Source organism: Streptomyces sp. HmicA12 (assembly GCF_000373565.1).
Taxonomy (GTDB): Bacteria; Actinomycetota; Actinomycetes; order Streptomycetales; family Streptomycetaceae; genus Streptomyces.
Genome location: NZ_KB891821.1, coordinates 24,882 through 50,558 on the forward strand (window position 1 = coordinate 24,882; position 25,677 = coordinate 50,558).

General features: G+C 70.4%; 25 protein-coding genes. 8 read left to right on the forward strand and 17 right to left on the reverse strand.

What is annotated here, in order from left to right; all coding sequences use genetic code 11:
- Nucleotides 1–37: 37 nt before the first annotated feature.
- Entirely contained in the window at nucleotides 38–1,210 is a 1,173-nt protein-coding gene (locus B072_RS0129170; protein WP_018533503.1) for an epoxide hydrolase family protein, read from the reverse strand.
- Nucleotides 1,211–1,292: 82 nt separating this feature from the next.
- On the opposite strand from B072_RS0129170, the gene B072_RS0129175 reads away from it, so the two are divergent.
- Entirely contained in the window at nucleotides 1,293–1,871 is a 579-nt protein-coding gene (locus tag B072_RS0129175) for a CGNR zinc finger domain-containing protein (protein WP_026246420.1), read from the forward strand.
- 83 nt (nucleotides 1,872–1,954) lie between these two features.
- Here the strand turns inward: B072_RS0129175 and B072_RS0129180 are convergent, their stop codons facing one another.
- The 7 genes from B072_RS0129180 to B072_RS0129210 form a co-directional block, all read right to left on the reverse strand.
- Nucleotides 1,955–2,392: a DUF937 domain-containing protein gene (locus tag B072_RS0129180; protein ID WP_018533505.1), complete on the reverse strand. Its 438-nt coding sequence runs from the start codon at nucleotides 2,390–2,392 to the stop codon at nucleotides 1,955–1,957.
- Nucleotides 2,393–2,504: 112 nt separating this feature from the next.
- The gene (locus tag B072_RS0129185) at nucleotides 2,505–3,170 is read right to left on the reverse strand and encodes a response regulator transcription factor (protein ID WP_026246421.1); all 666 of its coding nucleotides are present in this window, start codon (nucleotides 3,168–3,170) and stop codon (nucleotides 2,505–2,507) included.
- A gap of 12 nt (nucleotides 3,171–3,182) precedes the next feature.
- Complete coding sequence (locus B072_RS0129190; RefSeq protein WP_106432960.1) at nucleotides 3,183–4,385, reverse strand: histidine kinase; 1,203 nt, start codon at nucleotides 4,383–4,385, stop codon at nucleotides 3,183–3,185.
- Nucleotides 4,386–4,405: 20 nt separating this feature from the next.
- A complete protein-coding gene (locus B072_RS0129195; RefSeq protein WP_043244945.1) occupies nucleotides 4,406–4,945 on the reverse strand; it encodes a hypothetical protein in 540 nt (179 codons plus the stop codon).
- A 92-nt stretch (nucleotides 4,946–5,037) separates the two neighbouring features.
- A complete protein-coding gene (locus B072_RS0129200; protein ID WP_018533509.1) occupies nucleotides 5,038–5,331 on the reverse strand; it encodes a hypothetical protein in 294 nt (97 codons plus the stop codon).
- Nucleotides 5,332–5,450: 119 nt separating this feature from the next.
- Entirely contained in the window at nucleotides 5,451–5,660 is a 210-nt protein-coding gene (locus B072_RS47850) for a hypothetical protein (protein ID WP_043244936.1), read from the reverse strand.
- A gap of 311 nt (nucleotides 5,661–5,971) precedes the next feature.
- On the reverse strand, nucleotides 5,972–7,162 hold the full coding sequence (locus tag B072_RS0129210; protein ID WP_018533511.1) for an amidohydrolase family protein: 1,191 nt from the start codon (nucleotides 7,160–7,162) through the stop codon (nucleotides 5,972–5,974).
- A gap of 258 nt (nucleotides 7,163–7,420) precedes the next feature.
- On the opposite strand from B072_RS0129210, the gene B072_RS0129215 reads away from it, so the two are divergent.
- The gene (locus B072_RS0129215; protein WP_018533512.1) at nucleotides 7,421–8,194 is read left to right on the forward strand and encodes a class I SAM-dependent methyltransferase; all 774 of its coding nucleotides are present in this window, start codon (nucleotides 7,421–7,423) and stop codon (nucleotides 8,192–8,194) included.
- A 38-nt stretch (nucleotides 8,195–8,232) separates the two neighbouring features.
- On the forward strand, nucleotides 8,233–8,574 hold the full coding sequence (locus B072_RS0129220) for a hypothetical protein (RefSeq protein ID WP_018533513.1): 342 nt from the start codon (nucleotides 8,233–8,235) through the stop codon (nucleotides 8,572–8,574).
- Nucleotides 8,575–8,616: 42 nt separating this feature from the next.
- On the opposite strand, the gene B072_RS0129225 is transcribed toward B072_RS0129220, so the two are convergent.
- Nucleotides 8,617–9,252 carry a TetR/AcrR family transcriptional regulator gene (locus tag B072_RS0129225; RefSeq protein WP_018533514.1) on the reverse strand — a complete coding sequence of 212 codons (636 nt, stop codon included), beginning with the start codon at nucleotides 9,250–9,252 and terminating at the stop codon, nucleotides 8,617–8,619.
- Nucleotides 9,253–9,356: 104 nt separating this feature from the next.
- Between B072_RS0129225 and B072_RS0129230 the strand changes: the two genes are divergently transcribed.
- Complete coding sequence (locus B072_RS0129230; protein WP_018533515.1) at nucleotides 9,357–10,028, forward strand: CatB-related O-acetyltransferase; 672 nt, start codon at nucleotides 9,357–9,359, stop codon at nucleotides 10,026–10,028.
- 48 nt (nucleotides 10,029–10,076) lie between these two features.
- Here B072_RS0129230 and B072_RS0129235 read toward each other — a convergent pair whose 3' ends face one another.
- The 4 genes from B072_RS0129235 to B072_RS0129250 form a co-directional block, all read right to left on the reverse strand.
- Nucleotides 10,077–10,505 carry a VOC family protein gene (locus B072_RS0129235; protein ID WP_026246422.1) on the reverse strand — a complete coding sequence of 143 codons (429 nt, stop codon included), beginning with the start codon at nucleotides 10,503–10,505 and terminating at the stop codon, nucleotides 10,077–10,079.
- A 243-nt stretch (nucleotides 10,506–10,748) separates the two neighbouring features.
- Nucleotides 10,749–11,207: a DUF6210 family protein gene (locus tag B072_RS0129240; protein ID WP_018533517.1), complete on the reverse strand. Its 459-nt coding sequence runs from the start codon at nucleotides 11,205–11,207 to the stop codon at nucleotides 10,749–10,751.
- A 125-nt stretch (nucleotides 11,208–11,332) separates the two neighbouring features.
- Nucleotides 11,333–11,866, reverse strand: a complete 534-nt coding sequence (locus B072_RS0129245; protein WP_018533518.1) for a 2'-5' RNA ligase family protein — start codon at nucleotides 11,864–11,866, stop codon at nucleotides 11,333–11,335.
- Entirely contained in the window at nucleotides 11,863–12,918 is a 1,056-nt protein-coding gene (locus B072_RS0129250) for a LacI family DNA-binding transcriptional regulator (RefSeq protein ID WP_078506623.1), read from the reverse strand. The genes B072_RS0129245 and B072_RS0129250 overlap by 4 nt, the downstream gene beginning before the upstream one ends.
- A gap of 233 nt (nucleotides 12,919–13,151) precedes the next feature.
- On the opposite strand from B072_RS0129250, the gene B072_RS0129255 reads away from it, so the two are divergent.
- Genes B072_RS0129255 through B072_RS0129265 form a run of 3 tightly spaced genes read left to right on the forward strand, consistent with a single transcriptional unit; the run spans nucleotide 13,152 to nucleotide 17,463 of the window.
- Nucleotides 13,152–14,600 (forward strand): purine-cytosine permease family protein, encoded by a 1,449-nt coding sequence (locus B072_RS0129255; protein WP_018533520.1) that lies wholly within the window; start codon nucleotides 13,152–13,154, stop codon nucleotides 14,598–14,600.
- A gap of 46 nt (nucleotides 14,601–14,646) precedes the next feature.
- Complete coding sequence (locus tag B072_RS0129260; RefSeq protein WP_018533521.1) at nucleotides 14,647–16,422, forward strand: adenine deaminase C-terminal domain-containing protein; 1,776 nt, start codon at nucleotides 14,647–14,649, stop codon at nucleotides 16,420–16,422.
- A 27-nt stretch (nucleotides 16,423–16,449) separates the two neighbouring features.
- Nucleotides 16,450–17,463: an adenosine deaminase gene (locus tag B072_RS0129265; RefSeq protein WP_018533522.1), complete on the forward strand. Its 1,014-nt coding sequence runs from the start codon at nucleotides 16,450–16,452 to the stop codon at nucleotides 17,461–17,463.
- A 51-nt stretch (nucleotides 17,464–17,514) separates the two neighbouring features.
- On the opposite strand, the gene B072_RS0129270 is transcribed toward B072_RS0129265, so the two are convergent.
- Nucleotides 17,515–18,738, reverse strand: a complete 1,224-nt coding sequence (locus tag B072_RS0129270; RefSeq protein ID WP_078506624.1) for a chitinase — start codon at nucleotides 18,736–18,738, stop codon at nucleotides 17,515–17,517.
- 350 nt (nucleotides 18,739–19,088) lie between these two features.
- On the opposite strand from B072_RS0129270, the gene B072_RS0129275 reads away from it, so the two are divergent.
- Nucleotides 19,089–19,667 (forward strand): dihydrofolate reductase family protein, encoded by a 579-nt coding sequence (locus B072_RS0129275; RefSeq protein ID WP_018533524.1) that lies wholly within the window; start codon nucleotides 19,089–19,091, stop codon nucleotides 19,665–19,667.
- Between the two features lie 16 nt (nucleotides 19,668–19,683).
- Here B072_RS0129275 and rph read toward each other — a convergent pair whose 3' ends face one another.
- From rph to B072_RS0129295, 3 genes are all read right to left on the reverse strand, one after another.
- Nucleotides 19,684–22,302, reverse strand: a complete 2,619-nt coding sequence (gene rph, locus B072_RS0129280) for a rifamycin-inactivating phosphotransferase (RefSeq protein ID WP_018533525.1) — start codon at nucleotides 22,300–22,302, stop codon at nucleotides 19,684–19,686.
- A 204-nt stretch (nucleotides 22,303–22,506) separates the two neighbouring features.
- Nucleotides 22,507–24,519 (reverse strand): thioester domain-containing protein, encoded by a 2,013-nt coding sequence (locus B072_RS0129285; protein ID WP_158689257.1) that lies wholly within the window; start codon nucleotides 24,517–24,519, stop codon nucleotides 22,507–22,509.
- 698 nt (nucleotides 24,520–25,217) lie between these two features.
- On the reverse strand, nucleotides 25,218–25,677 hold a 460-nt coding region (locus B072_RS0129295), incomplete at its 5' end, for a biotin/lipoyl-containing protein (protein ID WP_026246426.1).

The window sequence follows — 25,677 nt, forward strand, 5'->3', positions numbered from 1 at the left end:
CAAGGAGAGGCGATCGAGTGCCGACCCCACGCCGCGTTCACCGCTGAGCGGCCAGCACTGCCGCGAGACCCTCTTGCAGATCTTTGACGAAGTGCTCGGGCACCTCCAGCGACGGGAAGTGTCCCCCGGTTTCGGGCTCCCTCCATCGGACGATCCGTCGGTACCGCTCCTGCGCCCAGGGGCGCGGACACTTCTCGACGTCGCGGGGATACATGGTGAGCGCCGACGGGACGTCGACCCGCAGTTCGGGGTCGAGCGAGTTGTGGCTCTCGTAGTAGATGCGGGCCGCCGACGCGCCGGTCCTCGTCAGCCAGTACAGGGTGACGTCGTCGAGAATCCGGTCCCTGGAGATCGTCTCGAACGGGCTGTCCTCGGTGTCCGACCACTCGGCGAACTTGTCGAGGATCCAGGCGAGAAGCCCGACCGGTGAGTCGACGAGCGAGTAGCCGATGGTCTGCGGCCGGGTCGCCTGCTGCTTCGCGTACGCCGCGCGATGGATCCAGAAGGCGCGGGTGTCCTCGGCCCACGTGCGCTCCTCCGCCGTCAGCCCGTCCGTCGTCAACCCGGGCGGCCCCTCAGCGAACGTGGTGTGGATGCCGAGAACGTGCGCCGGGAACCTGCCGCCGAGAACCGTGGTGATGTTGCCACCCCAGTCGCCGCCGTGGGCCGCGAACTTGTCGTAGCCGAGCCTCCCCATCAGCTCCACCCATGCGGCCGCGATCTTTTCGGTTCCCCATCCGGTGGTGGCCGGCTTGTCGCTGTAACCGAAGCCCGGCAGCGACGGGACCACGACGTGGAACGCCGGCGCGTCCGCATCTTTCGGATCAGCCAGCTCGTCCACCACATCGATGAACCGGGCGACACTGTCCGGCCAGCCGTGCGTCAAGAGCAGCGGAACGGCGTCCGCGCGCGTGGACCGGCGGTGCAGGAAGTGGATTCCCAGATCATCGATGGCCGTACGGAACTGGCCGATCCGGTTGAGGCGCTCCTCGAACGACCGCCAGTTGTACCCGGTGCGCCAGTAGTTCACGACGTCGACGAGGTCGGCGAGCGGAACGCCCTGGCCCCATCGGCGAGGGCCGGGCGCGGCACCGCGGACCGTCTCGGCTTCCGGGAGTCGCGCCGCGGCCAACCGTGCGCGTAGATCGTCGAGTTCGGCGTCGGTCGCGTGGGTCTCGAATGCTTGCACGTCGCTGGCGGGACGGGTCATGAGTCCTCCTGGCCATGGTGGAACCGGCTAAGACGGTTCTAGCAGCCCGCCAGGCCGTGCCGCAACCGGCTAAGGTGGTTCCATGCGTGCTGGCTTCCCTGAATTCCGCCTCGGTAGCGTGCTGGCGACCAGCTTCACGGGGACCCTTTCGGAGCGTCATGGCGACGCCGTGGAGCGGATTCCCACACCGCAACGGCTCGTCGACTGGCTGGTGGTGAGCGGCCTCGCCGTGGACTCCTGCACCGCCGCCCAGCTCGACCTCGCCCGGGAACTGAGGGAGTCGATCCACGCCGCCGCGACAGCGGCCGCGATCCAGGAGGCTCTCCCCGCGTCCGCCGTCCAGGTCATCAATGACCGCAGCGCTCAGGGGCGGGCCGCGGCGATCCTGACGCCCGAGGGCGAGCGGCGATGGCGGCTCGGCTCGGCTTCCTGCGTGGAGGACGCCCTCGGCGTGATCGCCGCCGACGCGATCAGCATCATCGCGGGCGAGCGGGACGGAAAGCTGGCGCTGTGCGCGTCACCGACCTGCCTGGCCGCTTTCTTCGATACGAGCCAGAGCCGCACCCGCAAATGGTGCGACATGAACACGTGCGGGAATCGCCAGAAGAAGGCGCGCTTCCATGCCAACCAGCGCAAGAACCCCGGACCGACGGCGGAGTGAGCGTCACCTCGGAACACGGCCTCGGTCAGTACGTCTCCATCTGCTGATCGCCGACGTTCACCGGCTCCTCGCAGTCGCGGGTACTACTTCTTGCGCGTGGCCCGCTTGCTCAGCACCGCCAGGATCACGGGGATGACCAGCTCGATCCCGCGGGCCACGTTCGCCGCCGGCAGGCCCGTCTTCTTCGCGATCGCGTTGGCCGCGGGGCGGCTCATGCGCGACAGGAGTCCGGCCAGCAGTCCGCCGGAGGCCAGCCCGCCCAGGCCGCCGAGCGTGGCTACGCCCTGGAGGGGCGGCTGTGCCGCTTCGTCGATGGCCTGCTGGACCTCCTGGGCGCCTTCAGGGCCTTCCTCGGAGCGCTCGCGCAGGCCACCGGAGAGGGCCGACACCGTACCGCCCACGACGTCCTGCGCGCCGGACGCGTCCGTGCCCAGCACCTCCGCGAGCTGCTGGAGCCCGGTGCCGCCGAGCTCGTCGAGGACGTCCCGCTCCAGCGACTTCTCACCCGATTCTTCGCTCATGCACCAAACGCTAAGGCGGTCCGCGGGTGTCGGCGACCGCACGGCGACGGGCCCGACGACGGGACGGGCCCCGGTCGGGCCTGGGGCGTGGCCGGCGCTCCGTACGGGCGTGTCAGGCCAGGCCCGCGGCGATGGCGCGGCGGACGGCGTCGGCGCGGTCGCGGATGTCGGCCTTGGCGAACAGGTTGTTGATGTGGGTCTTGACCGTGGCCTCGCTGATGAACAGCTTCTCGGCGATGGCGCGGTTGGGCAGGCCCTGGCCGATGAGCGTGAGGACCTCGCGCTCGCGCGGGGTGATGTCCGCGGGCAGCGACTGGGTGGCGGCCGGTGCGGTGGTGCGTACCGTGGCCAGGAGCCGGTCCTGGACCTCGCGGTCGAGGACGGACTGGCCGGCGGCCGCCGCGCGGATCGCCCGCAGGATGTCCTGTCGCCCGGCGTTCTTGGTCAGGTACCCGCGGGCTCCGGCGCTCAGGGCGGCCAGGATGGAGTCGTCGTCGGCGAAGGTGGTGAGCACGACCACCGCCACGCCGGGGTGTTCCTCGCTCAGCCTGCGGGTGGCCTCGATGCCGTCCATCTGAGGCATCCGCAGGTCCATCAGCACCACGTCGACCGGACCGGCCGCCACGGCGGTCAGCACCTCGGCGCCGTTGGCCGCGGCCGTGATCACGTCGATGTCCTCGGACAGGGCGAGGACCGCGGCGAGGGGCTCACGGACAGCGGCCTGGTCGTCGGCGACGATCACTCTCAACCGGCCCTGCTGATCGGCCTGTTCACTCATCGGGGATCACTCTCATCGGGAATCGCTCTCATCGGGAATCACTGCCTCCACCTGCCAGCCGCCTGCGTCCGGTCCTTCGGGAACCGGTCCCGCTGCAAGGGTGCCATCCAGCAGGGCGACCCGTTCGCGCATCCCGATCAGTCCCATCCCGCTGCCGAGTCCCGCGATCACTTCGCGGGTGGCCGGCCCGTTGCGGACCGTCAGAGTCGTCGACGCCTCGCCGAACGCCAGCCGCACCGCGACGGATCCGCCGGGCGCGTGCCGCCCGGCGTTGGTCAGGGCCTCCTGCGCGATCCGCAGCAGGTTCTGCGTGCCGCGCGCCGAGAGCGACCGTACGGTGCCGGTGACCGTGAGCGCGTCCCGGTGGCCGGACGACTCCAGCATCGCGGTCAGGGTCTCGACCAGCGGCAGTGCGTCCTCGCGCAGCGCGTGCACCGTCCACTGCGCCTGCTTGAGGCTCTCCTTGACCATGCTGTGCGCCTTGTGGTTCGCCTCGCGGACCTTGTCCAGGTCGCCGGTGTCCAGCAGCGCGTCGGCGAGCTCCAGTTGCATGTTGATCCCGGCCAGTGAGTGCGCCAGGACGTCGTGCACGTCACGGGCGATCCGGCTGCGCTCGGTCAGTACGGCGGCCTGGGCCTCGGCCCGTGCGGCCCGCTCGGAGGACTCGGCCGCCTCGATCACCGCCTCCAGCGCGCGCTGTTTGCTCCGGCTGAGGATGCCCGCCACCACCGGAAGGCCCGTGGTGAGCCCCAGGCCCCATGCCAACTGGTGGTGCCCCGGGCCGATGTGGAAGTAGAGCACCGCGGCACACAGCAGACTGCTGGACGCGGCCAGCGGGAGGGACCACTTGAGCGGGAAGCGGTAGCCGATGTGGCCGACGAGGAAGTAGGCGAACAGATAGCTGGAGCCGGTACGGCTGACCCCGATCAGCGCGGCCGACGCGACGACACCCAATGACATCCCTACGAGGACGACGCGCGGGGAGAATCGGGCTTCGGGCAGATGACGGACCAGCAGCGCCGCCGAGCACAGCACGAGGAGCGCGGCGACCGCGAGGCCCCGGCCGCTGAGGCCCAGAGGGCGGACCGTCAGAAAGCCGCCGGCGATGACCACGAGCGTGACGGCCCAGTGCGTCCTGGGGTCTCTGCGGGGAAACGCCGGGTGCCCGGACTCCGGGGCGGGCGCGGGGTCCGGACGGCTCTCGGGTGCTGGCACGGCGCGACGATAGCCCACGATCAGGCGCTGCGGTCGACGCTCAGGGCGGGACGCGTCTCCGTCGTCGGCCGTCCGCCGGCCACCATGCGGCCGCGTACGAAGATGGTGGCCAGCCGGGTGACGACCTCGGTGAGCGCCATGAGGACGAACGCGGCGACCCACGCCTGGTCACTGGTGATCTGGTGGGTGAGGCTGAAGCGGGCGACGTCATCGCCGCCGCCGTGCTCGGTCCACAGCTGGAATCCCATGCGCGCGCCCATACCGATCACCCAGAGCGCTGCCGAGACCGCGCCGGCCTTGATCAGGACGTGCTCGCCGGAGACCCGGACCCTGGTGCAGACGCCGCCGGCGATGCCGAGTGCGGCGCCCGTGGCCACCAAGGTGCCGATCAGCACCAGGTCGTTGCCCCCGGTCGGGACGGATTCGAGGTACTGGTGGGCCACGAAGGCCACGATCCCCAGCGGGACGATGAAGGTCCTCCAGTCCAGTCGGCCCTCCCGCAGCTGCCGGAAGACGACAAGGAGGAGAGCGATGTCGGTGATCCACTCGGTCGTAGTCATGTCCATAAGACTGCTGTGGCGGGGCGTCGATCACCTGGACCCATGGGTGGACCTCCGGGTGGACATCGGTCGGCCGGAGGTGGAGCCCCCAGCTACTGCACCGCGCCGTCCGGAATGCACACGTACCCCTGGCCCCATGCGTTGCGTTCCACGTGACTGGGTTCCGTGGAGCCGAGGCAGAAGAGCCATGCCTCGCGGTAGGACGGGTTCGTCAGGATCAGCTCCCGCTCGTCCTCGTCGGCGTGGACAAGGCTGTCGTACGCCTCGTTCGACAGGACGACCGTGCCGGTACCCGGCTCGGGGTCGGCGGCCAGAGCCGGGGCGGACGAGGCCACGGATGCGGCCAGGGCCAGGAGGAGGGCGCCGGTGGCGGAGCGGATGCGCATCTGGGAGTTCTCCCTGTTTCGACGACGACGGGACATCACCTGCTCAACCCCGCAGCCCCGACTTGGTCACGCTCCGGACCACCGGCTGGCCTGAAGGGGCCACCCCACGAAGTCGCCCGCTACGCCTGCCGCTTCACGTACGTGACCGCGATCATGCCTGCGGAGAAGACGACCGGCACGACCGCCCCACCGGAGGCGACAGCGGCGAGCGGGGACTGCCCGAGGGCGGCAAGGCCGACCCCGGTGGTGAGCCCGACGATCACGGAGATCAGAGCGACGACCACTACGTGGTACACGCGGTGGTCGCAGGTGGAAGTGGTTGCGGACAAGAAGGGCCCTCCAAGGCATCGTCAGAGCGCCGTCACGGAGACCAGGGGCAGAAGCCAACCTGCCGCCGTGGCCGCGTCACGACGTCGCCGCCCGATGGGCGTCGCCATAGGAGAGCGCCGGCCAGGCGCCTCTATAGGTACTCTGCCGCCGCGCCGCGACAGTCCGCCGTCCGCACCGATGCACCGTGCCTTTCATGGATCTCGTCAACTACGAACACACTAACCAACGCCACTGACATCCGGCCCGAGTTGGCGAGACATACTCGGGCCCGTACGACTGCCCGAGCAGTGAACATCTCCTGGCCCTCTCCCTACGCGCTGTCGCCGAGCTCATGGTGCTTGCCCGCTGCGACCACCGTCGCGACGGCCTTCAGGGCGCCCAGGTCGGCGAGCGGGTCGCCGTCGACCACGAGCAGATCCGCGCTGAAGCCAGGGCTGAGCTGCCCCGTCTCGTCGCCGACTCCCAGCGCGTGGGCGGCTTCCGTGGTGGCCATCGCGAGGATGCGCTCGACGGACAGGCCCAAGTGCTCGTAGAAGGTGAGGCTGGAGGGCAGCCCGTCGAAGCCCGCGCGCTGCACGCCCGCGTCCGTTCCCGCGATCAGTCGCGCGCCCGCCCGCGCCATGTGCCGTACGGCGTCGAACATGGCCTCGGCGCGCTCGGCTCCGAAGTACTTGGGCAGCATCGGCCAGTGCGGGCTGACCGCCGGGCAGACGTGGATGCCCTTCTCGACGATCCGGGCGAGGACGTCCTCGCGGACCTCGAACCCGTCGGGCGTCATCCAGGTGCAGTGCTCGATCGTGTCCACGCCGGCCTCGACCGCGGCGGCGATGCCGTCCGTGCCGTGCGCGTGCGCGGCCACGGGCAGTCCGGCGCCGTGCGCCTCGTCGACGAGGGCCGCCAACTCCTCGTGGGAGAACTGGGATTCCCAGCTGTTGGCTCCGCCCTTCGTGAGCCCTCCGCCGGTCTCCATGACCTTGATGACGTGGGCGCCCTGCGCGATGTTCCGTTGGACGAGGCGGCGGACCTCGTCGGTCCCGGAGGCCTCGCCACCGAGGAACCAGCAGTGCCCGCCGGGCGGGGTCACCGGCGTGGCCGCCGAGATGACGCGCGGGCCGACGGTCTTCCCCTCGGTCACGGATTTCGACAGGCGCAGGGCGAGGGCGTTGCGGTCGCCGAGGTCGCGCACGGTGGTGACGCCGGTCCGCAGCAGTTGCCCGGCACGGACCTTCATGTCGGTGAACAGCGCCTCGTCGTCCTGTTCCTGGAGCGTGGCCACGGGGTCCGGTCCCGCATCGAAGCAGAGGTGGACGTGCGCGTCGATCAACCCGGGCAGCAGCGTCCCCGCGGGGTGAGCCAGCCGGGGCTCGTCGGGAAGGGCGTGACGCTGCACCTCCTCGCGCGGGCCGACGCAGGCGATCTTCCCGTCGCGGACCAGGACGGCTCCGTCGGGGACGACGTGCCGGTCGGCTCCGGCCAGGACGCGGGCTGCGGTGACGAGCATGTGGGGGCTCCCTCTCGCTGGTGGGGTCGGGGTGGTCGGCGAGGCGCAGAGCGTCGGACAGGGGAGGCGCGGGTATCACCTTGCCGCTGACACAACCTCCAAATCCACTGCCGCAAATGCCGAGCCTTTTGAGGTATCTTCCAAGCATTAGCCAGTCATCTATGGAACTCGCCCTGGCAGATGCAAGATGGATGGCGTTGTTCGGGGCGCGGATGTCACGGTCCCGGCCAGGTCCAGGCTCACAAGGCGAGGTCCCCCATGGACATGCGTACCCACGACGGCAGCGCCGACGTCCACCCCGGCGCCGTCGACACCGGACACTCTTTCCGCCGCCGCCCCGACGAACGCATCGCCCGCGCCATCGCCCGAGCTCTCGGCGATGCCCACCATGTCCTCAACGTCGGCGCGGGCACGGGCTCCTACGAGAATCCCGCGCACACCATCACCGCGGTCGAACCCTCCCTGGCCATGCGCGCACAGCGCCCGGCGCGGCTCGCCACCGCCATCGACGCCGTGGCCGAGGACCTCCCGTTCACGGACGGTCGGTTCGACGCGTCCATGGCCCTCTTCAGCGTCCATCAGTGGTCCGACGCCGAAGCCGGACTGCGCGAGATGCGCCGCGTCACCCGCGGCCCGGTCATCGTCCTCACCTGCGACCCCGCACGCGTCCGCGACTTCTGGCTCTACGACTACGCGCCCGACGTCCTCGACACCGAGGCCCGGCGCTACCCACGCCTGAGCCGACTCGCCGGAGCCCTCGGCGGCACCGTCACCACGCGGCCGGTCCCCATTCCGCTGGACTGCACCGACGGGTTCAACGAGGCGTACTACGGACGGCCCGAACTGCTCCTCGACCCCGCCGCCCGTCAACCCTGCTCGGCCTGGAGCTTCATCGACGACCGGGCCCGCCAGGACTTCGACACCTCGCTGCGGCGCGCGCTCGGCTCCGGCGCCTGGGACGAGGCCTTCGGCCACCTCCGCCACCGGCCGACCTACAGCGGATCCCTCGTCCTCCTGCGGGCCACTCCCTGACGGCCCGCAGCCACACGCCACAGAAGGGGGCGGCCCAGGTGGACCCGCTGGCACGCCGCAAGATGATCGCCCACGTCCAGGTCGAACGGCAGCGCCTGTTGCCCGAGCACGAGGAAGCGACCCGGACCACCATCGAGATGCTGCGCGCCAGTACGAGCAGCGTCGACGATCCCCGCCTGGTGCCCTGCCTCAACCTCGCCCATCTCCTGGGCACCAGGAACACCTACGGCGACGACAGGCTGATGGCCCTGGCGCTCTCGGTGGCCAATTGGGCGACCACCGCCATCAACGATCTCGCTCATCACACCGGCAGGACCCCACAGCAGATCCTCGACCAGTACGAGACCGACGTCATCGCCGATCAAGAGGACCTCGCCTGACAGGGCGGGCGACGCCGCGGCATCGCCTTCGTCTTCGTGACGTCAGACCAGCACTTCAGTGGATCCGCACCCGGCGGAGAAGGCACCCGCGGCGGCCGCCAGGACGGTCGTCTTCGCGGCCCGCTCCGGGAGTTGCGGGTCAAGATCGGCGCGCAGGAGCACCAGCCGGTGGTAGAGCGGCGCCGTGGCGGCGATCAACAGGCTCCGTGCGTCCGTGTCCTGCGACGGGAGTTCGCCGCGCTCGACGGCGCGCTCGACGAGGATCTCGCACTGGGCGTACCGGTCGTCCCACAGGCGTGTCTGGGCCCGCGCGGCCTGTTCGGAGTGGAACGAGGCGGCCATCAGGGCGACGGCGAACGACGGCCGCACGACCAGGGACTGCTGGATCTCCTCGTTGAGGGCCGTCAGATCGCCGCACAGGGAGCCGGTGTCCGGTGGCCGCCAGTCGATCTCGCCGGCGGCGGCGATGACGTCGACGAGCAGGCCGCCCACGTCGCGCCAGCGCCGGTACACCGTGGTGCGGTGCACTCCGGCGCGGGTCGCGACGCCCTCCATCGTGAGTCCTTCGTGCCCGCTCTCGGCGAGTTCGGCGCGCACCGCGTCGAGGACCTGGGCGCGGATGCGGGCGGTGCGGCCACCCGGACGGCGGTCCGGCGTCGTGGTCTTCGGGTCTGTCATCGGGATCCCGTATCCGGTTGATCAACGTGCCGGGCTGTGCCAGCATCCTAACGCAACAGTTGTCGCACTAGTGGCCCCGTCTCCCGAGAGGAACCACACTCCCGATGCCGCCTGTTCCCGCGGACCCCACCGTGCTCCACCCGATGCCGGAGCACCCACGCGTCGTCCTGCTCAAGCCGCTGGTGAAGTCGCCTCTGATCGACGTCGGCGAGTACTCGTACTACGACGATCCGGACGACCCGACCGCGTTCGAGACGCGCAACGTGCTGTACCACTACGGGCCCGAGCGGCTCGTCATCGGCAAGTACTGCGCGCTGGGCACCGGCACGCGGTTCATCATGAACGGCGCCAACCACCGCATGGACGGCCCGTCCACGTTCCCCTTCCCGACCATGGGCGGCTCCTGGGCCGAGCACTTCGACCTGATCACCGGTCTGCCGGGCCGGGGCGACACCGTCGTCGGCAACGACGTCTGGTTCAGCCACGGGGCCACGGTCATGCCCGGCGTACGGATCGGCCACGGCGCGATCATCGCGGCCGGCGCCGTGGTCACCGGCGACGTCCCCGACTACGGCATCGTCGGCGGCAACCCGGCCCGTCTCCTGCGCACCCGCTACGACGCCGAGGACGTCGCCCGGCTCCTCGCCGTGGCCTGGTGGGACTGGCCCGTGCAGCACATCACCGAGAACGTGCGGACGATCATGTCGGGGAGCATCACCGACCTGGAGCAGGCCGCCGCACGGGCCGGGCAGACCGGACAGACCGACCGGCCCTGACGCTACGCCCCCGCCGCACCGCCCTTGCTCGCCCCGGCTCGAAGGGGTTCAGTCGATGCAGAACTCGTTGCCCTCGATGTCCAGCATGGGGATGCAGGCATCATTGCCGTCGTACAACGTCTGCACGTGTACTGCGCCGAGCGGCTCCAGGCGCGCGCGTTCGGCTTCGAGTGCGGCAAGTCGCTCTTCGCCCACGAGGCCGACGCCGACCCGTACATCGAGATGCACCCGGTTCTTGACGGCCTTCCCCTCGGGGACACGTTGGAAGAACAGTCGCGGCCCCACCCCTGAGGGATCTATACAGACGAACCATGCATCCTGCTGTTCAAGCGGCTGCGACCGCTTGAAATCGTCCCAACTCGCGAACCCCGCCGGCGGCGGCGGTACGACGTACCCCAACACCTCGCACCAGAAGCGAGCGAGGCGCTCAGGTTCCGCGCAGTCAAAGGTGACTTGGAACTGCTTGATCGATGGCATCGGCGCACCCTAGCAAGGGGCACTGTTGCTCAATTCCCGGGTGGATCCGCATGCTTGTCGAGAGAATACGCACGTGCCGAAGGCCAGTTGCGGGACAAGCCGTACCGGAGCCCGGCCAGTTGCTGGTTCAGCCCTTGTTCTCCAGGAGGGCTCCCTTGTCCACGCCCGGGACGGCCCGTCCACTCCCGGGACGGCCCCGGCTTCTCCGACCGCCGAGAGACCTTCCGTGGCCAGCAACACGCTCTAGTCCGAGTTCTGCCAGACGAGGAACCCCGGACCGTCCGGCGTCAGTACGGGAACCCAGGCCTCGTCGGTCTCGGCGAGGCGGGACTCGTCGAGGACCAGCGGCGAGGGGAACGTGTCGTCGCGGTTCGCGGAGCCGTAGACGTGCAGGGCGGCGACCTCCTCCCGAAGTCGGTCGAGCAGCGGCGCCGGCCAGTCGAATCGCCGCGATCCCCAGCCCTTCAGCTCTCCCACGAACAGCTCGTTCAGTCCGTCGTCCAGACCCGTGCCGTACAGAGGGAGCAGATAGCCCTCCTGCTCGTACGGGATGCAGCCGACTCCGCCGCCCTGGGTCTGGTAGACGACCCCCGTCGGCGCGGCCACCACGACGAACACCCAGCCGGATCCGGTCTCGGTGACGTCGAGGAAGACCCGTCTTCTGCCGTCGGGCGCTTCCGCCCCGCTCCCCTGGTCGGTCATGGACGACAGAGTCGCACGGCCCCGACCTCCGGGGCGCGGAATATTCTCCGCGGCTGCCCCAACTCCCGCCCAGGCGGGAGCTCTTGCCCACCGAGCTGTCCACGGGAGGCCGTCCCGCGTTCTCCCTAATCCGCGAGCGGCACTTCCGCCACCCTGCGCCAACCACTCGAACCAAGAGTGACCACCTGGAGAGCGGCGACCTCGGCGCTGATGGGCAGCCGGCCCGCGACGCGGTCGGCGATGTCGGCGGCCACGCCAGCGGCCCCGGAGACACCCGGATCGACGTCCAGCGCCACGGTGACGTGGACGGGCGGGTCCTGCCCGAACCGGCCCCCGTACGGCACCTGTTCCGGGAACGCGGCCCGAACTGCCGTTGCCATGGCGCCCAGTTCAGGCAACGGAATACCCACGAACCCGCCGGCCCGCTCGACCTCGGCGAGCCGGATCGGAACCCGGCCGACCGGCAACGCGGCCCGCAGCCGGGCCAGTTCCCGCTCTCCGACCTGGTCCGCGGGCAGCCACGGGTAGAGCAGCGCGGCATGCGCGGGCACTCCGGGACGCACCACCCGTGCGTCCACCGCGGCGGCCAGTTCCAGCAGCGGATCGGCCTCGGGGAGCAGGGCCAGTACCGCCGTCGTTCCCGGTCGGGGCACGGTCACGCCACCTTCTTCGTCGAGTCCCGCTGCAGCAGCGTCGCCTGGACGAGCCGGTGCCGCGTGCCCGACTTCGCCTGCTCCGGGTCCTGGACGAGACCGATGAGCAGCTCCGCGGCCTGCTTGCCGATCTCCTCGGGGGCCAGGTCGAGCGCGGTGAGGGTCGGGCGTGCGCTGCGGGCGAACTCACCGTCCGCGCCGACCACGATCTGGACGTCCTCCGGTACGCGCAGGCCGAGTTCGCGGCAGACCGCGAGGGTGGCGAAGCCGAACTTCTCCATCACGACGTAGAGCGCGTCGGGGCGGTCCGGACGGGTCAGCAGCCGGTGCGCGGCCGCCGTGGAGTCGGTGCCGGGTTCGGCGCGGTCCATCAGGACGGGGTTGCCGGTGCGGGCGCACCAGTCGCGGTACGCGCGGGCCGCGTCCTCGTCGTAGGACTGTCCGGTCGAGCCGGTGAGCAGGCCGATGCGCCGGGCGCCGGTGGCGGCGAGGTGGTCGAAGGCGGCGACGGCGCAGGTGGACAGCTCGTTGTCGACCCAGGGGAAGGCGTCCTTGCGGGACAGGTCGCGCCCGGTGGTGACGATCGGGATGCCCATGCCGGACAGGCGGGTCAGCAGGGGGTCCTCGGTGAGCGGGTCGATGACGATCGTGCCGTCCAGGGGCAGCGAGTCGAAGGGGCGGCCGTCCAGGGAGGGCGGGACGAGCACGAGGGAGTAGTCGTGCGCCATGGCGGTCCACGTCGCGGCGTTCACGATCTTGACGAAGTACTCGATGTCGGTGACGCCGCCCTCGACGGCGGTGCGGTGCGTCAGACCGAGCAGTCCGGTGCGGGCTCCGCGCAGCCCTCGCGCATTCGGGTTGGCGCGGTAGCCGAGCTCGGCGGCGACGGCGAGGATCCGCTCGCGGGTCTCGGCGCCGACCCGGCCCACCCCGTTCAGGGCGTGGGAGGCGGTCGTGACCGAGACGCCCGCCTGCCGGGCCACTTCGCGCAGCCCGCCGCCCTTGCCCCCGGTCTGCCGACTCGTGCCGCTTCGCTTCGGCTCTGTGACGTCTGACATGGCGGTGAGCTTACCGGTTGACTGCCAAAACGTTTAGGCAGTACCTTCCGAAGCGTTGCCAAAACGTTTAGGCAACGTCTTCGGCGAGCACCCCGGGCCCGTTCTCCGCCCGGCGCGCGTCACCCCTCCCGCACACCGCCGTGCGACTCCCGGCTCACCCCGGGCCCCTCCCCGTACATCGCGTCCCGTCCCTCCAGGCCGGGACGCCGGTCCGCAAAGGACGCCTGCCGCCCATGGCCGAGGCCACCACCACCGCCCCGCCCGGATCCACCACGCCCGCCGCGCCGACGTCCGTCTTCACGGTCGAGCAGCGCGGCATCGACGCCGTTCCCGCCGCGGAACGCCAGGGCGGTCCCGGCCGCCTGTTCGGCCTGTGGGCCGGCACCAACACCACCGTGTTCACCGTCGTCTACGGCGCGCTGGTCGTCTCCTTCGGCCTCTCGTTCTGGTACGCGGTCGCGCTGATCGTCGTCGGCAACGTGCTCGGCTTCACGGTCACCGGACTGACCAGCCTCCAGGGCCCGCGCACCGGCACCTCCACGCACTCCGTCTCGCGCGCCGCGTTCGGCCCGCGCGGCGGACGGCTGCCCGCGCTGCTGAGCTGGGTGATGCTCGTCGGCTTCGAGGCGGGCGGCATGGTGCTGATCGTCCTCGCCGGGCTCGCGCTGCTGGACCAGGCCGGGATCGCCACGGGCACGCCCGTGAAGCTCGTGGTCATCGCCGTCGCGGCCGGGCTGCAGATGCTGCTGCCGCTGTCCGGCTACCACCTGATCATGAAGGTGCAGAAGTACTTCGCCTGGATCTTCGCCGCGATGTTCGCCGTCATGGCCGTGCTCGTCGCGCCCAAGGCGGACTTCGGCTCGCACGGCGCCGCGCCGTCCCTGGTGACGATCTCCCTGGTCCTGGCGATGGTGACCGCGTCGGGCGGCCTGTCCTGGGCGGACATGGGCAGCGACTACTCGCGCTACCTGCCCGCCGACTCCGCGCCCCGCAAGGTCTTCACCTGCGCCGCGCTCGGCGGCATGGTCCCCAACATCCTGCTGCAGATCCTCGGCGCCGCCGTCGCCACGGCCACCACGAAGGCGACCGACCCGATCTCGGGCCTGCCGGAGATCCTGCCCGGCTGGTTCATCACCCCGTACCTGCTCCTCGCGATCGTCTCGCTGCTCGCGGTGAACACGACGGACATGTACTCGTCCGGTCTGAACCTGCTCGCCGTCGGCATCCCGATCAAGCGCTGGATGGTCGTCTTCATCGACCTCACCCTGTGCACGGCGATCACCCTGTGGGCGGTCTTCTCCGCCGACTTCTACACCCTCCTGTCGAACTTCCTCAGCCTGATCGTGCTGTGGCTCGGCCCGTGGGCCGCCGTGTACCTCACCGACTGGTGGCTGCGCCGCGGCCGCTACGACGTGCCCTCGCTCTTCCCCCGCGAGTCCGGCCGTGACGGCATCTACTGGCACAAGGGCGGCGTCCGCCCCGCCGGACTGATCGCGGTGCTGCTCGGCTTCGTGGCGGCGGTCCTCTGGGTCGACTCGACGGTGTTCGTCGGCCCGCTGTCCGACGCGGCCGGCGGCCTCGACCTCTCCGTCTTCGCCGGAGCCCTCGTCGCGGGCGTCGTCTACTGGCTGCTCGCCCGCCGCACGGTCCGCGCCGAGGCCGAACTCACCCCGGCCGCCTGACACTTCCTCGCCTCTTCACCTTCGTACGCGCTCTGGAGCGAACCCCATGAACCACCCCAGCCTCCGCACCCTGATCGACGCCTCCGAGGGCGTCGTGAAGGCCGACCGGATCATCAAGGGCGGACAGCTCGTCAACGTCTGCACCGGCGAGATCTACCCGGCGGACGTCGCCATCACCGGCGACCGCGTCGCCGCCACCGGTGACGTCAGCGCGTACGAAGGTCCCGACACGGAGTTCGTCGACGCGACCGGCAAGTACCTCACCCCGGGCCTCATCGACGGCCACCTGCACCTGGAGTGCTCCAAGCTGTCGGTGACGATGTTCGCCGACGCCGCCGTCCGGTTCGGTACGACGTCGGTCGTCTCCGGGCTCGACCAGTTCCTTGTCGTCGCCGGTCCGGAGGGGGTGCGTGAGGCGCTGCGCGAGGCCGACGCGTCGCCGATGAAGATCTTCTGGGGTGCGCCGTTCAAGACGCCGTACACGCTCCCCGAGACCACGGTCGGCTTCCGCTTCGGGCCCGAGGACCACGCCGAGGCGCAGGGCGAAGCCGACTGCTTCGGCGTGTGGGAGACCGTCGCCGAGTTCGTCCTCAACCGCGACGAGAAGGTACTCCAGGCCCTCGAACTCGCGCACCGCAACCGGCTGCCGATCTTCGGCTGCGCCCCCATGGCCGCGCAGACCACGATCAACGCGCTGTCCGCCGCGGGCGTCCGCCTCGACCACGAGAGCTACACCGCCGAGGAGGCCCTGGAGAAGCTGCGCGCCGGCATGTCGCTGCTGATCCGCGAGTCGTCGGTGGCGCACTTCATGAACGAGAACGTGCGCACCGTCACCGAGTTCGGCGCCCAGTCGCGCCGCGTCGGCCTGTGCACCGACGACATGCACGTCGCCGACATCCTGCGCGAGGGGCATCTCGACAAGCTCGTCCGCATGGCGATCAAGGCGGGCGTCAAGCCGGTCGAGGCCATCCAGATGGCGACGCTCAACTGCGCCGAGATGTACCGCATCGACCACCTCGTCGGCTCGATCACGCCGGGCCGCTACGCGGACGTCCTGATCGTCGACTCCCCCGAGTCGTTCCAGGTGGAGCGGGTGTTCTCGCGCGGTGAGCTGGTCGCCGAGAACGGTCGTACCCTCAACGCCCCGCAGCCGCCCGAGCGCACCGCCGCCCTCTCCCCCGCGTTCCAGGTCGCGCCGGTCGACGCCGACGGCATCGGCGTGGCCGCCACGGGCTCCACGGCCGACGTGCTCGTCGTCGAGATGGACCGCACGGTGCCGTTCGTCCGCAAGGGCGTACCGATGACGCTGCCCGTCGAGGACGGTGCCGTGCGCGCCGACCTCGCGCAGGACGCGCTGTACGTGACGGTCTCCGAGCGGTACGGCAAGAACGACGGCGCCACGGTCACCGCGATGATCAACGGCTTCGGCCTGCGCTCCGGCGCCATCGCCTCCTCCGCCGCCCCTGACGACAACAACATCATCTGCGTCGGCGCCGACCGCGCCGACATGGCCCTCGCCATCAACCACCTCTCGCAAGCCGGCGGCGGTCAGATCGTCGTCGACGGCGGCGAGATCAAGGAGTTCCTGCCGCTGCCGGTCGCGGGCATCGTCGCCGACCTGGTTCCCGAGGTGATGGCCGAGGCCGAGGACCGCCTGGAGGCAGCGGCGCGCGCCCTCGGCTGCGAACTGCCGTCCGCCTTCGGCTACTTGATCTTCCTGGAGATCACCGCGATCCCCGAGTACGCCGTCACGGACCTCGGTGTCGTCAATTACCACACGCAGGACGTCGTCGACATCCTGAAGCCCGCCGCCGCCAACTGACGCCGTACGCAAAGGAGTTCCTCACTCATGACTGTCGACGCCTTCATCGCCGCCCTGCCCAAGGCCGAGCTGCACCTGCACATCGAGGGCACCCTCGAGCCGGAGCTGAAGTTCGCGCTGGCCGCCCGCAACGGCATCGAGCTGCCCTACGCCGACGAGGCCGCGCTGCGCGCCGCGTACGACTTCGACGACCTGCCCGGTTTCCTCGCGGTCTACTACGAGGGCATGACCGTGCTCCGCACCGAGCAGGACTTCTACGACCTCGCGGCGGCCTACGCGGCCAAGGCGCACTCGCAGAACGTGCGGTACGCGGAGATCTTCTTCGACCCGCAGGCGCACACCGCGCGCGGCGTCGCCTTCGACACCGTCATCCGCGGCCTGACGCGGGCCCTGGACGACGCCGAGCGCGCGACCGGTCTCAAGGGCCGCCTCGTGATGTGCTTCCTGCGCGACTTCCAGGCCGAGTTCGCCATGGCGACGCTGGTGCAGGCCCTCCCGTACAAGGAGTGGATCGTCGGCGTGGGCCTGGACTCGGACGAGGCCGGCAACCCGCCGGTCAAGTTCCGTGACGTCTTCGCCCGTGCCCGCGCCGAGGGCTTCCGGCTGACGATGCACTGCGACGTCGACCAGAAGAACTCCACCGAGCACATCCGGCAGGTCATCGAGGAGATCGGCGTCGACCGCATCGACCACGGCGTCAACGCGCTGGAGGACCCGGCCCTGATCGCCGCGATCCAGGAGCGCGGGCTCGGCCTGACCGTGTGCCCGATCTCCAACGCCCATGTCACGGACGGCATGAAGGCCAAGGAGATCCGCGCCCTGCTCGACCAGGACGTGAAGGTGACGGTGAACTCCGACGACCCGGCCTACTTCCCCGGTTACGTCGCCGAGAACCTGGCGGCGCTGCGCGAGCCGGCGTCCCTCACCGACGAGGACCTGCTCCGGCTCCAGCGCAACGCCATCGACATCTCCTGGGCGGCGCCCGCGGTCCGCGAGGCGTTCCTCGCGGAGCTGGCCGCGTACGGCACGACGGCGAGCTGAAACGGGCCCGGCGGCGTCCCCCGTGGGACGCCGCCGGGATTCAGATCCGGGTCAGCAGGCTCCCTCGTCCTGCCACGGGTTCCCGTCGGCGGCGGCGGGCTTCTCGTTCTGCGTCCACCACTTGGCCTTCCAGTTGTGGCTGTTGTAGCTCACCTCGTTGCCCGCGGTGTACACGGACGACGCGCTCCACGCCGTCTTGCAGCCGGTGGCCGGCGGGGTCGTGGGCGGCGTGGTGGGAGGCGTCGTGGGCGGGGTCGTGGGAGGAGTGGCACCCGCGAACTTCACCGAGTACTTCGCGAAGTCCCAGGAGTTCTGCGCGACGCTGGAGCAGGTGCCGGAGGTGCGCCCGCCGTTGTCGGCCGGGGTGCACTGGCGGTCGCGGTTGAGGGACCAGAAGGTGAAGCGGTCCATGCCGTGGCTCGTCGCGTAGTCGAGGACCGTCTGGAAGTCGGCCTGGGTGAAGATCTCCCCCGTGTCGCTGCGGCCGTTCATGCCGGAGAAGCCCTCATGGGCATAGGCGGTGGCCTGGTCCCAGCCGAACGTGGACTGCAGGATCGCGTTGAAGTTGGTCAGCGCTGAGGTCTGCGAGGCCGCGCCGTTGAACCCGCCGTCGAACGGCATGATGGAGAAGTTGTTCGGCGTGAAGCCCTGCGACTTCGCCTCCAGCAGCATCTGCTTGCCGAACCAGCCGGTGCCGTCGGCCGTGCCGGCGGTGGTCACGGAGACGTAGAGGCCGGGGTTGTTCTGCTGGAGGATCTTCGCGGCGCCGATCTCGTTCTTGATGGCCGCCGTGTTCTCGTACTCCGGCTCCTCCAGGTCGAAGTCGATGGCCTTCAGCCCGTACTTGGTGATGACCTGCTGGTACGCGGCCGCGGTGGACGCCGGGTCGGAGCAGGCCTGGCCGAGCTTGGTGCCGCCGTACCCGCCGATGGAGACCGACACGTCGCCGCCCTTGGCGCGGATCGCGTCGATCTTCGCCTTGACGGCCGTGTCGGAGGAGACCGGCGCGGTGCCGTCCCACGTCGGCGAGCAGCCACCGCCGCCGGGCGCCAGGATGAACGCGAGCTGGAAGGCTTTGAGCCCGCTCGCGTCCATGATGGCGCCCGCGTCCGGCGGGTCGTTGTCGAGCGGCATCAGATAGGGGGCGGCGGCGTACCAGCGGTTGCTCAGGGCGGTTGACGCGCCCGCGGCGTTCGTCGTCACCAAAGCGCTCGCGGCCAGCGCGACGGTGGTGACGGCGGTGGCAGCGCCCAGACATGCGCGAAGTCGTCTCACTCTGTTCCTCCTGCACGGGGGGATCGAGGCGCTCGATGGGGAGTCGAGTGCGGACAGCTTCTTGAGCGCGAGGGGAGCACGTCAACGAATTGGACTGGACCAGGGAAGGCTTTGGACTAGACCATGCGATCTCTTTGCTCGCCGAGGCGCCGCGACCCCTCGGCGCGAAGCTCTCGAACGTCAACGGCCCGGTGGAGCCGATCTCGGTGAGGGCTCCGAAGAACGCGGGGAAGTCGATCGTCCCGGTGTGCCGGGAAGGCCGGTCTTCGACGATGAGTCCGGCCGCGCCGGACGGTCTCTCTCCTCGACGGGCCGTTCACCCGTGACAGCCCGCGGACAAGGAGAACGCCATGACCACCACGTACACCTTCGACGTCTTCTCCAGTCTCGACGGCTTCGGCGCCGCGGGCGGCGACTGGACCGGGTACTGGGGCAAGCAGGGGCCCGAGCTTCTCGACCACCGTCTCGCTCAGTACGACGAGGAGCAGCGGATGATCCTCGGGGCCAACACCTATCGCGCCTTCGCGCAGATGCTGGCCTCGAGCACCGAGGACTCCGAGGTCCGCGATCCGTGGGTCACCCGGATGACGCACCTGCCGGCCACGGTGGTGTCGACCACCCTGCAAGGCCCGCTCGACTGGCCGGACGCGGACATCGCGAGCGGCGACGCCGTCGACGTCGTCGCGCGGCTCAAGGAGGAGTCCAAGGTGCCGTTGCGTTCGCACGGCAGCCTGTCGATGAACCGGGCGCTGATGGCCGCCGGCCTGGTCGACCGGGTCCAGGTGACGCTGTTCCCCGTGATCACCGGCCGGACCGGCCTCGACCCGGTCTTCCGGGGCGCGGACGATTTCGACCTCGAGCTCATCGAGCACCACACGCTCGACGGAAACATCCAGGAGCTCGTCTACCGGCCCACCCTGCACGGCTGAACCGCGGCCCGGTCGGTCACGGCAGCAGCTCGACGTACCCGTCCGTCCCGTGCACGCGGATCCGCTGCCCGTCACGGATCCGCCGGGTCGCCCCGTCCACGCCCACGACGGCCGGCAGGCCGTACTCACGGGCGATCACCGCGCCATGGGTCATCAGGCCGCCCACCTCCGTCACCAGGCCCGCGATCCCGACGAACAGCGGTGACCAGCTGGGGTCCGTGAAGGTCGTGACCAGGATGTCGCCCGCCTCGAGATCGGCCTGTGCCATGTCGAGGACGACGCGGGCCCGGCCCTCGACGGTCCCGGCGGAGACGGGCAGGCCGATCAGGGCACCGGCCGGTACGTCGTCGCGCCGGTACGCCCCGTTGACAGCCTCGCCGTCCGAGGTGAGCACCCGCGGCGGCTCCAGCGCCTGGTACGTCCGGAACGCTTCCTTGCGTCGCTTCACGAGCTGGTCGTCCGCCCGGTTCGAGCGCACGACATCCTGGAGTTCCTGGAACGTGAGGTAGAAGATGTCTTCCTTGTCAGCGAGCACACGGGACCGCACAAGTCGCTCGGCCTCCGCCGACAGGGCCTGCTTGTAGACGAAGTAGCGGCTGATGATGTCGTACTTCGGGTACTCCCGGTACCCGATGAAGGTGCGCACCCGGTCGATCATCCGCTTCGTCTCGGCGGCCTTCCGGTCCCCGTCCGGCAGGGCCCGAAGGCGTGACAGCACGTCCTGTTCCTTCTGCGCCGCCTTCTGCCGCCCTTCCTCGAAGCGCCGCTCGGCGGCGCCCGGCCCGAAGTTCCGCACGTTGTCGAGGATCACGGGCACCAGCGTGGTGGGGCGCTCGCGCCAACGCGGGCGCGTGATGTCGATCTCGCCGACGCAGCGCATGCCGTACCGGTCGAGGTAGGCCTCGATGGCGTCGCGCGCCTCGGTCCCGCCCGCGACCTTCGCCAGCTCGTCGAGGAAGCCCTCGTCCTCAACTACGTGGCTCTGGCCTTGGCGCTTCAGGAACGCGATCACCTCGGGGTACGGGCGGACCACGTCCGCGACGTCGAGGAGTGCGAGTCCCATCTCCGACGTGACGTTGTCGGGGGCGGACAGTGTGAGCGTGTCGGCCGCGTTCTTCTCGCCCAGCCACTCCTGGAGGTTGTCGTTGAGCCACCACGTGGCCTCCATCCCCGCCATGATCGCCCGGAAGCTCAGCGGGTCGCTCAGGACGCGTTTGTGCTCGTCGAAGGCTGCCGGCAGGAAGTCGAAGAGCGCCGGCCCCCGCTTCGTCCGGATCTCGCGCTCCAGAGCGGCGAGGGACGTCCGGCTGCGTTCGATGAGCCCGGTGACGAGGGCCGGATCGGTCTCGATCGGGGCGGCGGGCGCGCCGCCGGACGGCGGCCTGCTCGGCCCCGCCTCCGGCGGCGACAGGACGAAGTCGTCGCGGTCCAGGACGGTCTCCAGCGCGTCCCGGATCAGCGGATCGCCTCTCCCCACGAGGTCCAGGAAACCGGCGCGGCTCGCGGGCGAGGCCAGGCGTCGGGTGGCGTCGACGAACAGCCTCCCGCCTGCCTCGTGCATCGGCGCCATGGCTGTCATCTGCCACACGGAGAGTCCCAGCGGCTTCATGGCGTCGGTCATCATCTGCTGATGCCCGACGGACAGGTAGACGTGATTCTCCCGGTCGGCGGCCCGGGGGACGGGGAACAGCGTCGTGATCGGCCGGCTCTGCACGATCTGGAACTCACCGTCGGCCAGGCACCATTCGATGTCCTGCGGGCTGCCGAAGTGCGCTTCGATCCGCCGTCCGATCCGCACGAGCCGCACGACCTCCGCGTCCGTCAGCGCGGGCTGCTCCTGCCGCTCCGCGTCGACGGCCACTTCCTCGGTGCCACCGTTCGGCACCGCCTGAACGGCACGTTCTTTGGCGGCGATCGTCTTCTCGACGACTTCGTCGTGCCGCACCTTGAAGACGTCCGGATTCACCAGACCGGAGACCAGGGCCTCGCCGAGGCCGAACCCCGCGTCGACGGTGGCGACCTTCCGGTTGCCCGTGACGGGGTCGGCCGTGAACAGGATGCCCGCCGCCTGCGGGAAGACCATCCGCTGGACGACGACGGCCATCCGAACCTCACGGTGGTCGATGCCGTTGCGCTGCCGATAGGTCACGGCCCGCTCGGTGAACAGCGAGGCCCAGCAACGGCTGACATGCCGGAGGACCGCCGTCGCCCCCACGACGTTCAGGTACGTGTCCTGCTGCCCGGCGAAGGAGGCCGTCGGCAGGTCCTCCGCCGTCGCGCTGGACCGGACGGCACAGGCGGTGTCGTCACCGAACCGGGCCAGCGCACGGGTGATCGCCGCCGCGAGATCGCCGGGGATCGCGATGCCCTCGATGGTGGCCCGCACCTCCGCACTGAGCGTGCGGATCGCTTCCCGGTCGTCCGGGTCGAGGCCCGACAACTCGTCGAGCCGCGCGTCGAGTGACGGTGCTTCCGCCATGGCGTACCGGAAGGCGTCCGTCGTCACGCAGAACCCGTCCGGTACGCGCACGCCCTCGATCCGCGACACCGAGCCCAGGTGTGCGCCCTTGCCGCCGACGATCGCGGTCCACGTATCGTCGGCCTCGATCAGGTCCGTTACGTACTGCCCATTCACTGCGCCACCTCTCCCCCACTGCCGAACCACGGCGAGCCCTCATTTCCGCAGGTTGTCGCCTCGGCGGACGATTCTCGCCCTTGCCCCGGGCCTTGTGGCAAGCCCCCCTGTGCGCTATAGGTTGAAAGTGGCAGGGAGAGTGTTCTCCCCGCCTCTTCTTTTGTCGCGACCCGCGTGGACCGACCGTTGACGCCGGTGCTCGTGTCACGCAGCCCCGTCGCCCCGGCCTCGGACGCTCGTCCGCCTCCGCTGCGCGGTCACGAGGAGCACTCCGAGCCCCAGGAAACTGGCCGCGGCCACGGCGAGCGCGCCGAGCGGCCGGTCGTTGCCGGTGTCCGGGAGGGACGGGTGCGGGCCGGGAGCGGGCGGCGGCGTGGGCATCGGCGTCGCAGGCGTGGGCGTCGCGGGCGCGGACGTCGTCGGCGTGGGCGTGGGTGACGGGCTCGGGCTGGGCGCCGCCGTCACGAGTACGGTCTCCGCCGGCAGGCCGAGGCCGTGCCCGACCGGTACTTCCCCGCCGGTCAGGGCGTCATGGGTGACGTCGGCGTCGAAGCTGTAGCAACCGGGCTGCGCGAGGGTCACGGGATCGGTGGCGTAGGTGGTGTTCGAGCGGATGACGAGCGGCGGGAGGCGGTCGGCCACGGGAAGCCCGGATGCGGACCAGTCGACACCTTCGCAGGTGCCGTCGGCGACGGGGGCGAGTGGCCCGTAGAGGGTGGCGGTGGCGGTGAGCGTGCGGCCTTCGGGCAGCCCGCTGACGGTGATCCTGTCGCGCACACTGTCGCCCGCCCGAGCGGTGTTGACCGAGGCCCGCGTGGTCACGGAGAGCACCGGCGGTACGTAGCGAGGCCGCGCCAGGAACGTCTCCAGAGGGTCACCGGGGGCGTGCGACACGTCGTCACCGACGGCCGGGTCCAGGGTGGCGCCGAACGAGTAGCAACCCGGATCGTCGATCTGCTGTTCCGGTGTCGTGGTGCGGCCCGGCCCGGTCAACACCACCGGGGCGTAGCGGTGTGCGACGGGTGGGGTGCCGGTCCAGTCGACGGTGGAGCAGGAGTCGTTCACCGGGGGCAGCGGCCCGTACAGGGTGGTGGTGAGTGTCGCGGTGCCGGTGAGCCCGGAGACGGCGAACGTGTCGGTGACGGACTGCCCGGTGGTGAGTTCGGCGGTGGAGACCTCGCTGGCCAGGCGAGGCGGGTCACCGGCGGCGATGTCGACGGTGCGGGCCGACTTGCCCGGGAGGGGCAGCGCGCCGGCCAGCGCCATCGACTGCACCTTGTAGGTCGGATCGCCCTCCATGAGGGTGCCGATGGCTGAGGTGACGGGGCCGGTCGCGGCGATCCGTGCGGTGGCCGGTGTGGTGGAGCGGAGCCAGAGTCGGCCGCCGGGGGCGAGGGTGTCGCCGCTGGTGAAGGGCTGGGTGCCGGCGGCGTCGGTGTAGGCGTCGGCGTTCTCGACGGTGACGGTGACCGGCCCGGTGGCGTTGGCACCGATGGTGTACGGGCCGATGAGGGTCCCGGTGTCGCCCCCGTCGGGGCCTTCGACGGTGGGGGTGGGGTCGGCCGGGGCGGGGGCGGGTCCGGCGGCCAGCACGTCGGTGACGACCTTCTGCACGACCGCGTACAGCGCCTGGTCCTGGTAGTCCGGCGGCATCACGATGCCGTCGGTGAAGTAGTGGATGGCCATGGCGACGGTGCCGGAGCGCTGCCGGTTGGCGACGGTCGCGTTGGTGGACGGAACGGCGGGCTCGTTCGTCGCGGGCCAGTAGTTCTCCAGGATCCGCTGGACATAGCCCGCGTTGCGGACGCCACCGGCCGGTTCGGGGTCGTAGCCGGTGCCGGTGCGCTGTCCCTTGGCCCACTGCACGCAGTACGCGGATCCGATCACGGTGGTGCCGGTGGCGTCCCGGAAGTTGTAGCGGCAGGAGTTCGTGCCGTTGGTGCGGGTGAAGCCGAGGCTCGCGGGGTCGTAGCCGAAGTCCGGGTAGGCGTGGTCGGCCGGGTCGTAGTCGTCGGCAGCGGCATAGGGCTTGGGCTGGGTGTCGCGTGCGCCGACCTCGATGCAGCCGTTCGTGCCGTACTGCACCGCCGCGAACGGCGCCGTCGGCGGCACCTCGTCGGCGACGGCGCGGGGCAGCGCGGCCATCGCCCAGCCGAGGAGGACCGCCAGGACGAGCCCTGCGGCCAGGACAGTGGTGCCGGCAAGGCATCGCGGCATCCGCGCCATGGAGCAGCCCCCCAGGAGACAGCCAAAAGGAAAGAAAGTGACTATCTGTTATTTATCCGACAGGCGGCTCAAAGCCCCGAAGGACACGCTTACGACTTCTCAGAAGGCACCGTGATCACGGAATCGCCGGCGCACCGGTCCCGCTGTCCGGGTCGGCGTGCGGCCCCAGCACGTCGAGCACCGGGTGGAATCGGTCGAGCAGTCCGACCAGGCGGTGGAACGCCGTCACGTCTCCCTCGGCCTCGATCCGCCCGTCGGCCAGGGCCTGGTCGAGGGCCCCGAAGGCGGGAAGAGGTGCATCGGGTTGCCGTCGTAGAAGCCGAGTTCCGGTTCGAGTACTGCACGGACGGGGCGGTGCCGGTCTTCAGCCTGTATCCGGTCCGAGCCGTAGGGCGCCCGCGTCACGATGGAGACTGAAGGGACCTCTGGCACCCATTCCGCACGCACTGAGCATCGCGGGTCCCCTCGGACCCCGGCCAGCCAGCCACCTCCAACCTGACGGGCCGGAGGCATGTCACCCGGAGGGTGTTCGTTCGTCGCCGGGTACGGCTTTCGTCGTCGCTTCTCGCACGTTTCCTCGGGCCCCTGCTGTCTCAGCGATGTGCGAGGGCCCGCCGACCATTCGGGTCGGCGGGCCCTTGGCGCAGCTCGGGGCAGGACGTCAGACGTCAGATGTCAGATGTCAGACGTCAGTCTTTGATGTCGCAGATCGCGGCGCCGGAGGTCAGGGAGCCGCCGACCTGGGCGGACAGGCCCTTGATGGTGCCGGACTTGTGTGCGTTCAGGGGCTGTTCCATCTTCATGGCTTCGAGGACGACGATGAGGTCGCCTTCCTTGACGTCCTGGCCTTCCTCGACGGCGACCTTGACGATGGTGCCCTGCATCGGGGAGGCGAGGGTGTCGCCGGAGGCGGCCGGTCCGGACTTCTTGGCGGCGCGGCGCTTGGGCTTGGCGCCCGCGGACAGNCCGGTGCGTGCCAGGGACATGCCCATNCCGGCGGGCAGGGAGACCTCCAGGCGCTTGCCGCCGACCTCGACGACGATGGTCTCGCGGTCGCCGTCCTCGTCCTCGCCGTCGGCGCCGGCCGGGGTGAACGGCGCGATGTCGTTGACGAACTCGGTCTCGATCCACCGGGTGAAGATGGTGAAC

Excerpts from the sequence above, each read along its gene's own strand:
- B072_RS0129170 (WP_018533503.1), bottom strand. The coding sequence starts at position 1,210 with ATGACCCGTCCCGCCAGCGACGTGCAAGCATTCGAGACCCACGCGACC.
- B072_RS0129175 (WP_026246420.1), top strand. The coding sequence starts at position 1,293 with ATGCGTGCTGGCTTCCCTGAATTCCGCCTCGGTAGCGTGCTGGCGACC.
- B072_RS0129180 (WP_018533505.1), bottom strand. The coding sequence starts at position 2,392 with ATGAGCGAAGAATCGGGTGAGAAGTCGCTGGAGCGGGACGTCCTCGAC.
- B072_RS0129185 (WP_026246421.1), bottom strand. The coding sequence starts at position 3,170 with ATGAGTGAACAGGCCGATCAGCAGGGCCGGTTGAGAGTGATCGTCGCC.
- B072_RS0129195 (WP_043244945.1), bottom strand. The coding sequence starts at position 4,945 with ATGACTACGACCGAGTGGATCACCGACATCGCTCTCCTCCTTGTCGTC.
- B072_RS0129200 (WP_018533509.1), bottom strand. The coding sequence starts at position 5,331 with ATGCGCATCCGCTCCGCCACCGGCGCCCTCCTCCTGGCCCTGGCCGCA.
- B072_RS0129210 (WP_018533511.1), bottom strand. The coding sequence starts at position 7,162 with ATGCTCGTCACCGCAGCCCGCGTCCTGGCCGGAGCCGACCGGCACGTC.
- B072_RS0129215 (WP_018533512.1), top strand. The coding sequence starts at position 7,421 with ATGGACATGCGTACCCACGACGGCAGCGCCGACGTCCACCCCGGCGCC.
- B072_RS0129225 (WP_018533514.1), bottom strand. The coding sequence starts at position 9,252 with ATGACAGACCCGAAGACCACGACGCCGGACCGCCGTCCGGGTGGCCGC.
- B072_RS0129230 (WP_018533515.1), top strand. The coding sequence starts at position 9,357 with ATGCCGCCTGTTCCCGCGGACCCCACCGTGCTCCACCCGATGCCGGAG.
- B072_RS0129235 (WP_026246422.1), bottom strand. The coding sequence starts at position 10,505 with ATGCCATCGATCAAGCAGTTCCAAGTCACCTTTGACTGCGCGGAACCT.
- B072_RS0129240 (WP_018533517.1), bottom strand. The coding sequence starts at position 11,207 with ATGACCGACCAGGGGAGCGGGGCGGAAGCGCCCGACGGCAGAAGACGG.
- B072_RS0129250 (WP_078506623.1), bottom strand. The coding sequence starts at position 12,918 with ATGTCAGACGTCACAGAGCCGAAGCGAAGCGGCACGAGTCGGCAGACC.
- B072_RS0129255 (WP_018533520.1), top strand. The coding sequence starts at position 13,152 with ATGGCCGAGGCCACCACCACCGCCCCGCCCGGATCCACCACGCCCGCC.
- B072_RS0129260 (WP_018533521.1), top strand. The coding sequence starts at position 14,647 with ATGAACCACCCCAGCCTCCGCACCCTGATCGACGCCTCCGAGGGCGTC.
- B072_RS0129265 (WP_018533522.1), top strand. The coding sequence starts at position 16,450 with ATGACTGTCGACGCCTTCATCGCCGCCCTGCCCAAGGCCGAGCTGCAC.
- B072_RS0129275 (WP_018533524.1), top strand. The coding sequence starts at position 19,089 with ATGACCACCACGTACACCTTCGACGTCTTCTCCAGTCTCGACGGCTTC.
- B072_RS0129285 (WP_158689257.1), bottom strand. The coding sequence starts at position 24,519 with ATGCCGCGATGCCTTGCCGGCACCACTGTCCTGGCCGCAGGGCTCGTC.